The organism is Hyphomicrobium album, from assembly GCF_009708035.1.
Lineage (GTDB): Bacteria > Pseudomonadota > Alphaproteobacteria > Rhizobiales > Hyphomicrobiaceae > Hyphomicrobium_A > Hyphomicrobium_A album.
Genome location: NZ_WMBQ01000002.1, coordinates 744606 through 758113, shown reverse-complemented (window position 1 = coordinate 758113; position 13508 = coordinate 744606). Strand labels below are relative to the sequence as shown.

Here is a 13508-nt window from a genome sequence, read left to right as displayed (position 1 = left end):
GCGATTACCCGGCGCCGCCAGGCGCCGGGGCGCCGGGCCGGTCGTCGCGCGCGAGGCACCGCGTGCCGAGGACACAGAGGACTGCGGTCAGGGCAAACGACGCAATGAACCAGGTTTGCCACATGCCGTAGCTCACCGCGGCCATCGCCGCCGACGAAGCGAAAGTCGCGTATGCGTAGGGCTGCGTCCGCGCCGCAAGCCCCCCGATCGCCGCGATGACCGATAAGCCGAAGGCTGTCAGCAGCAGCGCGCCGACGGCGCCGAGCTCGAACCACGTCTGCAGGTAGATGCAGTGCGAATGGATCGACAGCGTGCGCGGCACGCCGAGTAGCTGCGACGACGGCGGGGCGTGCCGCTCGAGCTCTGGACCGATCAGGTATGTCATGTTGGCGCCCACCCCCAGGATGGGTGCGTCGAGCGTCTTCTCGGCGGTATAATTCCAGATGATGACGCGATGCTTGGCCGACTGCTCGAGCCAGTCTGCATCCTGGATGTCTATGCGGTGCGCCAACAGCGCAAGCGGCAAGACGGCCAAGCATAGAATCAGCCAAGCGACGGTCACCGCACGCCTCGTCCAGCGTAGCGAAAGCGACGCCAGCGCAAACACCGTCAACCCGGTCACCAGCGCCAGCTTCGACGACGCGTGGTTCGAGGCCAAGACGACCACCGCGGTCAGCAGCAGCAGGGCGCCGGCCGCGAGCTGGCACCACGGACGCCGCCAAACTCCCACGACGGCCATGATCGCCGGCCACAGGAACAGCGTCGCGTCGGTCATGTTGCGGGTGAGGTCTTCCGTCGAGATAGCGCGCAGATAGTTGCCCTCCCAGCTGAAATAGCTCAGTGGCAACAGATCGCCCGGTCCCAAGTCCAGCGCCCGGTATAGATACAGCTTGATCGCCTGATCCGTCAGTATCTCGATGAGGAGGTAGACGACACCGATCAAAAGCCCGATGTAGAGCCCCTCGCCCATGTGCATGAGGTTCGGCCGCGTCTCGGCGTTGATGAGCGCCGCCATCAGCAACGTGCAGGCGCCCGCGAGGAGTGCCAATCCGCCCTTCTCGAGCGGCAGTTGCGGAACGGCGGCCCACGTGGCGCTCAAGGTGGCATAAAGAACGAACGCGCCGAGCGACATCGCCACGGGGCCGGGCCGCAGGTGCGCGAGCTCGAGGTCGCGACGGAATAGCAAGCTGATCAGAAAGCTTGCAACGAGCACCCAGAAAGTGGCGGCGACTGTACGCGCGCTGACGAGTGCGACGGCCGCCGCGACTAAGATCACCGATCCGATGAGAATCCCGCGGCTGCGGCTCGCCAGGGGATGCCCGACGCTATTGAGTTCGTTGGAAAACATCCCGCCCTGTAACAAATTTATAAATGCTTCTTGCCGGCGGACGGTATCGGCAAGCGGAAGGCGGCGCAACTGCGCCCGCGGACGCAGCCGCCCGGAATAATTCTGTTATCAGAATATCATAGCTTCCCCGCCACACCCTTTGGATTGCCGCCGAACCCCATCCTGAAGCCAATATCTTCAGGGCGCCCGAGCCAGCAATTGTTAAATCGCGGTATCGTATCTTGCGTGGCCAGCCGCGGGGGTATGGGTTCGACAGCGATGCCAAAACTTGCAACGACAATTCGCTTGGGCGCCGGCGCCGCGGCGCTCGCCGTGTTGCTGACCGCGTGCGGCGATCGCAACACCTACCAGCCGCCGCCGCCGGCCGAGGTCACCGTCGCCAAGCCGGAGCAGCGCAAAGTTACCCTCTACATGGAGGTGACGGGCTCAACCGCCGCGTTCAATCGCGTCGACCTCGTCGCGCGCGTGCAGGGGTTCCTCGACAAGGTCGGCTACAAGGACGGCGCCGACGTCAAGAAGGGCGACCTGCTCTTCCAGATCGACAAGAAGGACTTCGAGATCCAACTGCAGATCGCCGAAGCGACGCAGGCACAGCAGGAGGCGCTCCTCCTGCAGGCAGACGCCGACCTGAAGCGCAAGCAGGATCTCGTGAAGACGGCCGCCGTGTCGATCGCCCAGGTCGATGAATCGCGCGCCAAGCGCGACTCCACCCTCGCCGCGCTGGAGCAGGCGAAGGGGCAGGTCGCGCAGGCCAAGCGCAACCTCGACTACACGACCATCGTCGCTCCGTTCGACGGCACCGTCTCGGCCCGCTACGTCGACCCGGGCGCCATGGTCGGCGCTGGTGAGCCGACCAAGCTCGCCACGATCGTCCAGCAGAAGCCCATCTACGTGAAGTTCAACATCGACGAGCAGCAGGTACTCACTGTCCGCGAGCAGATGCGCATCGCCGGCGTGAAGCTGTCGGACCTGGGGCCGATACCCGTCGGCTTCGGGCTGCAAACGGAGCAGGGCTATCCGCACACCGGCACGCTCGACTACGTCGCGCCGGAAATCGATTCCTCGACCGGCACGCTGGCCGGCCGCGCCATCTTCGACAACAAGGACAACGTGCTGACTCCCGGCCTGTTCGTGCGCGTGCGCATTCCCAAGCAGAACAACGTCGAATCCCTGCTCGTGCCGGACATCGCTCTCGGCACCAGCCAGGAGGGCCGCTACCTGCTCGTCGTCAACGACAAGAACGTCGTCGAGCAACGGCAGGTGCAGATCGGCGAATTGGTCGACGGCGGCTTGCGCATTATCAACAGCGGCCTTGAGCCCAAGGAGCGCGTGGTCGTCGGCGGCGTCATGCGGGCACTGCCCGGCAACACCGTCGTCCCGGTCATGACCACCGCCTCGGCCGCTGCGGCGGCGGGCAACGACGCGGCGACCGCCGGCAAATGATAGCCAAATTCTTTATCGACCGGCCCGTCCTCGCCAACGTGATCGCGCTTCTGATCGTGATCCTCGGCCTCGTGGCACTCGCTCGTCTGCCGGTGGCGCAATATCCCGACGTCGTACCCCCGACCGTCGTGGTCACCGCGCGCTATCCGGGCGCCAGCGCGTCTACCGTGGCGCGCGAGGTCGCGCTGCCGATCGAGCAGAAAGTGAACGGCGTCGAGGGCATGCTCTACATGTCGTCGCTGTCGACCAGCGACGGCCAGTACACGCTGACCGTCACCTTCAAGATCGGCACCGACGGCGACAAGGCGCAGATCCTCGTCGAGAACCGCGTCTCGAGCGCGCTCGCCTCGCTCCCCGACGCGGTGCAGAAGCAGGGCGTGCAGACCAACAAGAAGTCCACCTCGATCCTCGAGATCGTGGCGCTGACGTCGCCGGATGGCCGCTACGACAGCCTCTTCCTCTCCAACTACGCGACGATCAATCTCGTCGACGAGATCGCCCGCATCGACGGCGTCGGCAGTGTCTCGGTGTTCGGCGCCGGGCAATACGCCATTCGCATCTGGCTCGATCCGCAGAAGCTGCAAGCGCGCGGCATGATCCCCAAGGATGTGATCGACGCCGTCAACCTGCAGAGCCGCTCGACCAGCGCCGGCCAGGTCGGCCTGCCCCCGGTGCCGCAAGGCCAGGCGTTCCAATACTCGATCAACGTGCACGGCAAGCTCGACGACGTCTCCGAGTTCGAGAACATCATCGTCAAGACCGACAAGGGTGGACGGATCACGCGCCTGAAGGACGTGGCGAGCGTCGAACTCGGCGCGCAGCAGTACAGCCAGACCTTCAAGCTCGACGGCAGGCCCTCCGCCGGCATGGCCATCTACCAGCTCCCCAACGCCAACGCTCTCGATGTCGCCAAGCGCGTCGAGGAGCGCATGCACGAGCTGGCCAAGGCGTTTCCCGAGGGAATGACCTGGCTCATCCCGTTCGACACGACGAAATTCGTCTCCTCCGCCGTGCACGACGTCTACCGCACGCTGATCGAGGCGGCGCTGCTCGTGCTCGTCGTCATCCTCGTCTTCCTGCAGGATTGGCGCGCCACGCTGGTGCCGGCGACGACGGTGCCCGTCACCATCATCGGCGCCTTCGCCGCCATGGCCATGCTCGGCTTCACGGTGAACTTGTCGACGCTGTTCGCCATCATCCTAGCCATCGGCATCGTCGTCGACGACGCCATCATCGTCGTCGAGGGCGCCGCCAAGCACATCGAGCGCGGCTTGACCCCGCACGACGCGGCGGTCAAAGCCATGGACGAGCTTTTGGGGCCGATCATCGGCATCACGCTCGTGCTCATGGCGGTGTTCGTGCCCGCCGCCTTCCTGCCCGGCCTCTCCGGGCAGATGTACCGCCAGTTCGCGCTCGTCATCGCCGCCACGGCGCTCATCTCCGCCATCAACGCGATGACGCTGAAGCCGACCCAGTGCGCCCTGTGGCTGCGCCCGGTCACGCCGCCCGAAAAGCGCAACGTCCTCGCCCGCGGCTTCAACTACGTCTACAACAAGCTCGAGCACGCCTACACCGGCATGGTCGCCCGCATGGTCCGCCATGCCGGCTTCATGGCGCTGATCGTCGCCGCGCTCGTCGTCCTCGCCGTGTGGAGCCTGGGCCGCGTGCCGACCGGCTTCCTGCCCATTGAGGATCAAGGCTACTTCATCGCCGTCGTGCAGCTGCCCGAGGGCGCCTCGCTCGAGCGCACCACCCGCGCGCTCGACGACCTCACCAATCGCCTCAAGCAGCAGCCGGGCGTCGAGCGCATCGTCGCCATCGGCGGCATTGCCGCGCTCAACGACAGCGCCAGCCTGTCGAACGCCGGCGTCGCCTACGTCATCCTCAAGGATTGGGACCAGCGCGGCAAAGGCGAGGACCTCTTAGGCCTCTACCTCGGCCTCTCCAAGCGCGTGAAGGACATCCCCGACGGCACGGCGCTGATCATTCCGCCACCGGCCATCCAGGGCATCGGCAACGTCGCCGGCGCGACGATGAAGGTCGAGCTGCGCGACGGCTCGTTCGATTACGCCAAGCTGCAGCGTCTCGCCGAGGCCATCACGAGCCGCGCTGGCGACCAGTCGATGATCCAGTCGGCGACCAACGTGTTTCGCGCCGACGCCCCGCAGATCAACGTCGAGATCGACCGCGTGAAGGCCGAGACGCTCGGCGTACCGCTCGGCAATGCCCTGGACGCGCTCTCCACATACATCGGCTCGAGCTACGTCGGCCAGTTCAACAAGTTCGGCCGCGTCTTCCAGATCTACGTGCAGGCCGACGCCTCGGCGCGCATCAATCCGGAAAGCCTGCAGTACCTGCAGGTGCGCAACAACGACGGCAACATGGTGCCGCTCGGCACGCTCGCCTCGGTGAAGACCGTCGCCGGTCCATCGATCATCAGCCTCTATAATCTCTACCCCGCGGCGACCGTGATCACCGCCACCGCGCAAGGCTTCTCCTCCGGCCAGGGCATGGACCTACTGGAGCAGATCGCCACCGACACGCTGCCGCCGGGCACCGGCTACGAGTGGACGGCGATGTCCTACCAGGAGAAGGAGGTCGGCAATCAGATCTATATGATCTACGGCCTCAGCCTGCTGCTCGTGTACCTCGTGCTGGCCGGCCAGTACGAAAGCTGGCTCGCCCCCGCCACGGTCATCATCTCCGTGCCGCTGGCGCTGCTCGGCACCGCCGCAGCTCTATTGGCGCTCGGCGTCGGCAACAACCTCTATACCCAGATCGGCCTCATCCTGCTCATCGCGCTGTCGAGCAAGAATGCCATCCTCATCGTCGAGTTCGCGCGCGAGCTGCGCATCCACGAGGGCAAAGACATCCTAGAGGCCGCCGTGGAAGCGGCCCGCTCCCGCTTCCGCCCCATCCTGATGACGTCGTTCGCCTTCATCCTCGGCGTGGTGCCGCTGGTGCTCGCTTCGGGGGCTGGCGCCAACGCGCAGAAGTCGATCGGTATCGCCGTGTTGACCGGCATGCTCGGTTCGACGATCCTCACCGTCACGTTCGTACCGTCGGTGTTCGTCGTCATGCAGCGGCTCGAGGAGTGGCGCGCCCGCCGCAAGGCCGCGCGCAAGTCTGCCGCTCCTTCGGCGCCGGCGCCCGTTGCCTAGAGCTTTGGCGCGACGTAGTCGTCGAAGTTGGTCGACGCCGACACGGCCTCCCACTTCAGCATCTCCGCCTGCAGCGCGCTGAGCTTGTCGCCGACGAAGCGTAGCGCGTCCGGCCCGAGGATGAGGCGCAGTGGAGGCTCGGTCGCCTCGGTCGCCGCGATGATCGCCGCGGCCGCCTTCTTCGGGTCGCCGCCCTGGCGCCCGTTGCGGTCCGCGAGCGCCTGCCTGAAAGCACCGGCCGTCGGCTCGTAGTCAGCGATCGGCTTCTCGACATGCACCATGGAACGTCCCGCCCAGTCGGTGCGGAACGAGCCCGGCGCGACAATCGTCACCTTGATGCCGAGCGGCTTCACCTCTTTGGCCAGGGCTTCCGAGATGCCATCCAGCGCGAACTTGCTCCCGTTATAGATCCCGACGCCGGGAAATGCCGTGAGGCCGCCCATCGACGTCACGTTGATGACGTGGCCCGAACGCTGTTTGCGCATATGCGGCAGCACCGCCTGCATCACCGCCACCGGCCCGAACACGTTGACCTCGAACTGGTCGCGCACCTGATCGAGGCTCACTTCCTCGACCGCGCCTTCGAGACCGTAGCCGGCATTGTTGACCAGCACGTCGATGTTGCCGTGGCGCTGCACAACCTCGTCGACCACCGTATGCACGTCCGCCTCGTCCGTGACGTCGAGCACAACCGCCGTCGCATTGCCCGGAGAGAGCGCCTCGAACGGCGCCCTCGCCTCCTCCTGGCGAACCGTGCCGATCACCTTGTGGCCCTTTGCCAGCACGGCCTCTGCCAGCGCGCGGCCAAATCCGCTGCTGACGCCGGTGATGAACCAGTTCGCCATGGCATGTCTCCTGCGCTCTTGAATTGCGGCAGACGCGAACGCGTCCCGGCTCGCCATATAGGTGCTCGATGTGACGGCACCAGTGCGCATGACAGCGCAATGTGACGACGTGCAACAGGATTTGCACGGAGCGTCCTGGAAATCGCCGTCTTCGACAATTATCTAACCAATCACCCTCCGCCCCGCGGAACGACTGCCGCGCGCGGTGGTTGCTTTGTCAGCAAACAAAAGGTGTACAAGAAATAGGAGAGTACGCGATGCGCCTCAGAACGACCGCTCTCGTCGCAACCGCAATCGCCGGGCTGCTCTACGTCTCGGCGCCGAGCGCATCGGCGCTTCCCGCGGCGTCCCGCGCCGACATCACGACCAGCACGACCGCAAAAACAGCCGGCGTGACCGAAGAAGTCCGTTACCGCCGCCGCGGCTATCGCCGTTGGGGCGGCTACCGCCGGCCATATTACGGCTACGGTGGTTACGGCGGTTACGGTTACGGCGGCTACGGCTACCGGCCGTATTACTACCGGCCCTACTACTACGGCGGTGGCTATCCCTATTATTACCGTCGCCGTCCGGGCTTCGGCATCTACCTCGGCTTCTGATCTCAGGATCGGCGCCTAGACAATTCACGCGAGGCTCGTCAGGGCCTCGCGTTTTTGTTTGCGCCGCCTAATGGCGCCTATCGCTTCGGCTTCCAGCCCAGCGCCAGGAGCTTATCGGCGCTGGCGATGAACGGCATGCCGATCTTCTCCCAGGTGCCCCGCCCGCCGATCGCCTTGAGCCCGAGCTCGAGGCCGGCACGCGGCAGCGGGAACAGGTTCGGGTTGCGCCCCAGGCGAGCCCGCATATCGGCGACGACCTCGCCCAGAGTGCGCGGCTCCGGATCGGCCACGATGTAAGTTTCCCCCAGCGCCCGTGGATCGGCCAGCACGGTCGCGACCGCGCCGGGGAAGTTCTCCACCGACAGGAACGAGCGCTTGGCGTCGATCGAGCCGAGCGGCAGCGGCAGTGGCAGGCGCGCGAGCTTCTCGAGCGTCCCGGCATTGCCCTTGGCGCCGGCACCGAGCACCAGCGCCGGGCGCAATATCGTGTACGGCACGCCGCTCTCCGCCACGGCGCGCTCGGTGGCGAGCTTCGAGCGACCGTAGGCGTTGACCGGCGCCGGTACGTCGGTCTCGCGGACCACCCGCGCCGATGAATGGCCCACCTGCGCGTAGATCGACGATACATAGATGAGCTGCCGGATACCGGCCGCCTTCGCCGCAGCGCACAGCGATGCCGTCGCGCGCTGATTGACGCGCGCGAAATCATCTTCGCTCGCCTGCTGATGGGCGATATTGGCGAGGTGGACCACGGCGTCGACACCCTGGACCAGCGGCGCCCAGTCGATCTTGCCGCCGAGGTCCGGCAAGGGTCGCCAGTCGACGCCCGGCATCGGGCGCCGCGACGCGCAAACGAGAGTGTGGCCGGGAAGGTCGGCTACGAGGTAGCGGCCCAGGAAGCCGTCGGCACCGGTGACGAGCACGCGCATGTTAGCCACCGGCACCCGCGGTGGCGCGGCAGGGCGGATGAGATGTGGTCAAGCCAGGCTCCCGGCAGCTGCAAGTTCCTGCCGGGTATAGCCGCCCACATCATCCGCGCGCACGCGTTTTCAGAGTGTTCTACCGCGGGCGGGTCCTACCACTCGTCGCCGGCGCGCCAGTAACCGCGAGCGGGGTACGGGTCCGGCCGGTAGCGGGCGTAGACCTCGACCTCCGGATGGGGCTCGACCTCGACGTAGGCACCGCTCGGGTAATAGCGCCGCTCGATGATGCGCTCGCGCTCGACCACAACGGGCGCGTCGCCGTCCACTACCACCCCCTCGACGGCATAGCCGCCGTCGTCGAGGTCGGCGGCGCGCGCCGTGGCCGGAGCGGTTGCGAGGAAGGCCAAAGAAGCGAAAACCGGGATCAGCTTGCTCATGACGGCACTCCATAGCGGGGGATGGAGGGTGCAACGCACTGCAGCAAAGTTGGTTGCCGCGTCGTAGCCCTGCAAAAACCGCAACGCGGCTGCGGCCGGTCGTTCGGCATCGCTAACAAGTGTTCAAGGATAAGCCCGCGTTCCTATGGGCTTACCGAACAGTATGTTTTTGGCGCGGGCGAGCATTGCTATGGCTGCCGATCGGGCTTCGGCGCGCGGCCGGCGCCCGCACCATTTCATCTCCCGCGACACCTCTTGAGGTCCACCTTTGACGCGACACCCGATCTTCTTCGATCCCACCAAGCGGCGCTCGGCGATCCTCGGCTATCTCGGCTGGACCGTCTCGGTCGCCAGCACGGTGGTGCTGCTCCTCTTCGTGGCGAGCCTTCTCATTCTCCCGAGCGCATCCGCGCCGCCGATCGATCAGCCCCACAAGCGCGTCGCCGTCGCCGCAGCGAATGACATCGCCCAGCGCCGCGAGCTGCTCCCGGCTGCCCGGCGCCTCGCCGATGCCGCCCGCACCAACGTCGTCGGCGCTCCCGAACAGACCGCAACCATGCCGAAGGCGACGACCCGGCAGTTGCTCGCGGCGCACGGGCGCACCGGCAGCCGGCCCCTGTCTATCGGCTTCTACGTCACCTGGGACGACAGCAGCTTTGCCTCGTTGCAAGCGGCGCTGCCGAAACTCGATTGGGTGGTGCCGAGCTGGCTCGAGCTGACCGGCCCCGATCTCGAATTGAAGACCGGCGTCGACAAGCGCTCGGTCGAGTTGCTCGCCAAGCAGAAGCAGCGCCCCAGCGTGCTGCCGATGCTGCAGAACGCCACCGACGGCAAATGGGACGGCCCCGGTCTCGGCCGCCTGCTCGCCGATCCCGACAAACGCCAGGCGCGCATCGACAGCCTCGTCGCATTCCTGACGGCCAACGCTGCGCAGGGCCTCGTGATCGATTTCGAGGAAGTCCCGAAGGATGCCCACGCCAACATGCTCGCCTTCCTGCACGAGCTGCGCGCCGCCTTCGCCCCACACGGCTGGCTGGCTGCCATCGCCGCGCCATTCGACGATCCCGACTGGAGCTACCGCAGCTACGCGGCGGCCACCGACTATCAGATCCTCATGGCCTACGACGAGCACTTCGAGGAGGGCTCCCCCGGCCCCATCGCCTCGCAACCGTGGTTCGTCGACACGCTCACCCGGCGCATGCGCGAGCTCGATCCGGCCAAGACCATCGTCGCCATCGGCAACTACGCCTACGACTGGTCCGGCAAGCCGCCCGCCGTCGACATGACCTTCCTGGAGGCGGTGCTGGCTTCGAAGGAATCCGCAGCTCCCATCGTCTTCGACGACAAGACGCTGAACCCGCACTTCGACTACCTCGAGGATGACGGCAGCACGCATCACGTCTGGTTCCTCGACGCGGTGACCGCCCAGAACCAGATCCGCGCCGCCGATGTATTCCGTCCCAAGGGCTACGCGCTCTGGCGTCTCGGCTCGGAGGATCCGTCGATCTGGTCGGTGTTCGGCCGGCCCTACAATGCGCCTATCCCAACCGCGCTCAAGACGATCGTCCCCGGCAGCGACGTCGACATCGAAGGCGAGGGCGAGATCCTCGACATCGCCGCCGAGCCGGCCGACGGAGCGCGCACCTTCGAGACCGACGCCGCGAGCCGCCTGATCACGTCGGAGACCTTCACCAAGCTCCCAACCTCGTACGTCATCCGCCGCTCCGGCTGGGTGCCCGGCAAAGTGGCGCTGACCTTCGACGACGGTCCGAGCGCCGACTGGACGCCGCAGATCCTCGACATCCTCAAGCAGAAGGGCGTCAAGGCGACGTTCTTCATCGTCGGCGAGAACGGCGAGACCAACCCGCGCCTCGTGCAGCGGATCCTCGCCGAGGGCCACGAAATCGGCAACCACACCTTCACCCACCCGAACATCGCCGAGGCGTCCGGTGAAGGCGCCAAACTCGAGCTCAACGCCACGCAGCGCCTCGTCGAAGCGCTCACCGGCCGCTCGATGCGTCTCTTCCGGCCGCCGTTTTTCGGCGACGCCGAGCCGACCACGCCGGACGAGATCAAAGCGGTGAAGATCGCGCAGCAGCTCGGCTACGTGACGGTCGGCTTGCGGGTCGATCCCGACGACTGGATGGAGCCGCCGGCCGACCAGATCGTCAAACGCATCATGGACCGGATGGGCGACACCAACCCCGAGACCCACGGCCAGGTGGTGCTGCTACACGACGCCGGCGGCGACCGTGCCCGGACCGTCGCCGCGCTGCCGCGCATCATCGACGGGCTGCGCGCCAAGGGGCTGGACATCGTCCCCGTTTCGGAGCTGGCCGGCTGGTCGCGCGATCAGGTCATGCCGCCGGTGCCCCCCGGCGACCGCTCGGCCATCGTCAACTGGTACGTCTTCATCACCGCGAGCTGGCTGCAGGCGACGTTGCACTGGCTGTTCATGCTGGCGATCGGTCTAGGCCTCGCACGCCTCGCGGCGCTGTGCGGCCTGGCAATCTGGGGGCATTATAAATCCGTACCCCCGCCGCCCCTGTCGGCGAGCGACGGCGTCACGGTCTCGGTTCTCATCCCCGCCTTCAACGAAGCCAAGGTCATCGCCGGGTCGGTGGCCCGCATCCTCGAAAGCGGCCACGCCGATCTGGAAGTGATCGTCATCGACGACGGCTCGACCGACGGAACCAGCGAGGTCGTGCGCGACCGGTTCGGATCCGATCCGCGCGTGAAACTTCTCACCCTTCCCAACGGCGGCAAGGCGCGCGCCGTCAACGCCGGCATCGCGGCCTCGCATGGCGAGATCGTCGTCGCGCTGGACGCCGACACGCACTTCGAGCCCGACACCATCGCGCGTCTCGCACGCTGGTTCGGTGACAAGTCGATCGGCGCGGTTGCCGGCAATGCCAAGGTCGGCAACCGGATCAACCTGATCACCCGCTGGCAGGCGCTGGAATACATCACGGCGCAGAACCTGGAGCGGCGCGCGCTGGCGGCGCTCGACACGATCACCGTCGTACCCGGCGCGGTCGGCGCCTGGCGGCGGTCGGCGCTCCTCGCGCTCGGCGGCTTCCCCACCGACACGCTGGCCGAGGATCAGGATTTGACGATCGCGCTGCAGAAGGCCGGCTACCGGGCGATCTTCGATGCCGATGCGGTGGCCTGGACCGAGGCGCCGGACACCGTCGCCGGTCTCGCCAAGCAGCGCTTCCGCTGGTCGTTCGGCACGCTGCAGTGCCTGTGGAAGCATGCGGACGTGACGCTGCGCCCACGCTACCACGCGCTCGGTCTCGTCGCCCTGCCGCAGGCGTGGCTGTTTCAGATCCTGCTCGGACTGGTGTCGCCGTTCGTCGACCTGCTGCTCATCGTGCAGGTGATCGCCGTCACCTCCGACGTCCTGCAGCACGGCGGTCAGTACGATGCCACCCACCTGAAGGTCACGCTGTTCTACTACGCGGTGTTCATCGCGGTCGACTATATGACGGCCGTCGTCGCCTTCATGTTCGAGAAGCGGGAGAACTGGCGGCTGCTCTGGTGGCTGGCGCTGCAACGCTTCGGCTACCGGCAGCTGCTCTACTACGTGCTCGCCAAGTCGGTGATGAACGCGGCGAAGGGCCACTTCGTCGGCTGGGGCAAGCTCGATCGCAAGGCGACGGTCGACCTCGACAGCGTGGTGCCGCGCGCGCCTTGAATGGAACTAAAGGACCGTGACGTCAACGTCGGCGTTGGTGACCTTGATCGGCGGCACGAGATCCGGATTGCCGTCGAGCAGCTTGCGCAAGGCATCGACGCGCCGCGCCGAGGCGCGCCACACGTCGCGGGTTTCCTGGTTGTGCGAATGCTCGAGCACCGAGTGGCGGACGGCGAGAAACGTCCTCAGGAACTCGGCTTCCGAGCTGCTGTCGACATCGCCGTTCTCCTCGAGCGTCCGCTTGATGATCGTCGGCAGGGAATCCGGGTCGCCGCTGCCCCCGTGCTGCAAGAGTGTGTCGTAGAAAATCGATATGCCGACCGGTGACCGGACACCCACCGCCACTGCCGCCTCGACGGCCGGCCCCAGATAGAGAATGTCAGCCTCCTCGTCGCACGCCTGGCCGAGGAACTTCGATGCCTTGATCTCCCTGCGCCACGCCGCCGCGAAACCGCGCAGGTCCTGGTCCGTCCATTTGACCGGCGGCAACTGCGCGAGGAAGCGCTTCAACGGCGTTTGGGGTACGTGCGCCGCGTAGCGATCGATGACCTGCGAGACCTCGCTGTTATAGGTGCAGAACCCGTACTGGGTGACCGTATAGCCGCGTCCATCGCCCAGGTTCTCGACGTAGGCGTAGTCCGGCTCGGTTCCGCCGACCTCGAACACGTTGGAGATCGCCTTGATCCGCCGGACGAGGTTGGCGTCGGGTTTGCTGGCGCTGGTCTGCGGCATGGGCATGCCTTCCGACGGAAGGGGGAGCGGTTTGTCGACGGTCTCGTGCCCGGGTCCCGCCGCATGGGCGAGCGGGCCCGCCGCAGCGATGAGCGCCGACGATGCGCAATAGCGGCCTGCCAAGCTGAGAAACTCCCGGCGCGTGTTCGTCATGTCGCCCTCTACGGCCTCGAGGTCGGTGCGTGCCTGATCCATCAGGCCCAGATGGGTGATCCAGATCAAGGCGGGCATATTCAAAGACGGCAATGTAGGCGTGTCTCTAGCAAGGAGAAAGAGATATGCCCCGCAATTCAGTCGTTACCGCCGCTTTACTCGCAGTGTCG

General features: G+C 66.3%; 9 protein-coding genes. 4 read left to right on the top strand and 5 right to left on the bottom strand.

The genetic code is table 11. The features are described from left to right. Positions 1-4: 4 nt before the first annotated feature. Positions 5-1348 carry an O-antigen ligase family protein gene (locus GIW81_RS15770; protein WP_154740296.1) on the bottom strand — a complete coding sequence of 448 codons (1344 nt, stop codon included), beginning with the start codon at positions 1346-1348 and terminating at the stop codon, positions 5-7. 258 nt (positions 1349-1606) lie between these two features. Here GIW81_RS15770 and GIW81_RS15765 point away from each other — a divergent pair, with 258 nt between their 5' ends. Further along, positions 1607-2791 carry an efflux RND transporter periplasmic adaptor subunit gene (locus tag GIW81_RS15765; protein WP_154740295.1) on the top strand — a complete coding sequence of 395 codons (1185 nt, stop codon included), beginning with the start codon at positions 1607-1609 and terminating at the stop codon, positions 2789-2791. Beyond that, positions 2788-5952, top strand: coding sequence for an efflux RND transporter permease subunit (locus GIW81_RS15760; protein ID WP_154740294.1), 3165 nt, complete (start codon positions 2788-2790; stop codon positions 5950-5952). The genes GIW81_RS15765 and GIW81_RS15760 overlap by 4 nt, the downstream gene beginning before the upstream one ends. Here GIW81_RS15760 and GIW81_RS15755 read toward each other — a convergent pair. Then, positions 5949-6797 carry an oxidoreductase gene (locus tag GIW81_RS15755; protein ID WP_154740293.1) on the bottom strand — a complete coding sequence of 283 codons (849 nt, stop codon included), beginning with the start codon at positions 6795-6797 and terminating at the stop codon, positions 5949-5951. The two genes, GIW81_RS15760 and GIW81_RS15755, sit on opposite strands and share 4 nt — an antisense overlap. A gap of 257 nt (positions 6798-7054) precedes the next feature. Here GIW81_RS15755 and GIW81_RS15750 point away from each other — a divergent pair, with 257 nt between their 5' ends. After that, a complete protein-coding gene (locus tag GIW81_RS15750) occupies positions 7055-7396 on the top strand; it encodes a hypothetical protein (protein WP_154740292.1) in 342 nt (113 codons plus the stop codon). A gap of 77 nt (positions 7397-7473) precedes the next feature. Here GIW81_RS15750 and GIW81_RS15745 read toward each other — a convergent pair whose 3' ends face one another. Together GIW81_RS15745 and GIW81_RS15740 are read right to left on the bottom strand one after the other, a co-directional pair. Further along, a complete protein-coding gene (locus GIW81_RS15745; RefSeq protein WP_154740291.1) occupies positions 7474-8325 on the bottom strand; it encodes an NAD-dependent epimerase/dehydratase family protein in 852 nt (283 codons plus the stop codon). Positions 8326-8471: 146 nt separating this feature from the next. Continuing rightward, positions 8472-8756: a hypothetical protein gene (locus tag GIW81_RS15740; protein ID WP_154740290.1), complete on the bottom strand. Its 285-nt coding sequence runs from the start codon at positions 8754-8756 to the stop codon at positions 8472-8474. A gap of 268 nt (positions 8757-9024) precedes the next feature. Between GIW81_RS15740 and GIW81_RS15735 the strand changes: the two genes are divergently transcribed. After that, positions 9025-12453 (top strand): polysaccharide deacetylase family protein, encoded by a 3429-nt coding sequence (locus GIW81_RS15735; RefSeq protein WP_154740289.1) that lies wholly within the window; start codon positions 9025-9027, stop codon positions 12451-12453. Between the two features lie 6 nt (positions 12454-12459). Here the strand turns inward: GIW81_RS15735 and GIW81_RS15730 are convergent, their stop codons facing one another. Next, on the bottom strand, positions 12460-13407 hold the full coding sequence (locus GIW81_RS15730) for a chitosanase (protein ID WP_210251950.1): 948 nt from the start codon (positions 13405-13407) through the stop codon (positions 12460-12462). Positions 13408-13508: the final 101 nt, after the last annotated feature.

Coding starts and splice junctions, on each gene's coding strand:
- GIW81_RS15740 (WP_154740290.1), bottom strand. CDS start 8,756: ATGAGCAAGCTGATCCCGGTTTTCGCTTCTTTGGCCTTCCTCGCAACC.
- GIW81_RS15755 (WP_154740293.1), bottom strand. CDS start 6,797: ATGGCGAACTGGTTCATCACCGGCGTCAGCAGCGGATTTGGCCGCGCG.
- GIW81_RS15765 (WP_154740295.1), top strand. CDS start 1,607: ATGCCAAAACTTGCAACGACAATTCGCTTGGGCGCCGGCGCCGCGGCG.
- GIW81_RS15760 (WP_154740294.1), top strand. CDS start 2,788: ATGATAGCCAAATTCTTTATCGACCGGCCCGTCCTCGCCAACGTGATC.
- GIW81_RS15770 (WP_154740296.1), bottom strand. CDS start 1,348: ATGTTTTCCAACGAACTCAATAGCGTCGGGCATCCCCTGGCGAGCCGC.
- GIW81_RS15750 (WP_154740292.1), top strand. CDS start 7,055: ATGCGCCTCAGAACGACCGCTCTCGTCGCAACCGCAATCGCCGGGCTG.
- GIW81_RS15745 (WP_154740291.1), bottom strand. CDS start 8,325: ATGCGCGTGCTCGTCACCGGTGCCGACGGCTTCCTGGGCCGCTACCTC.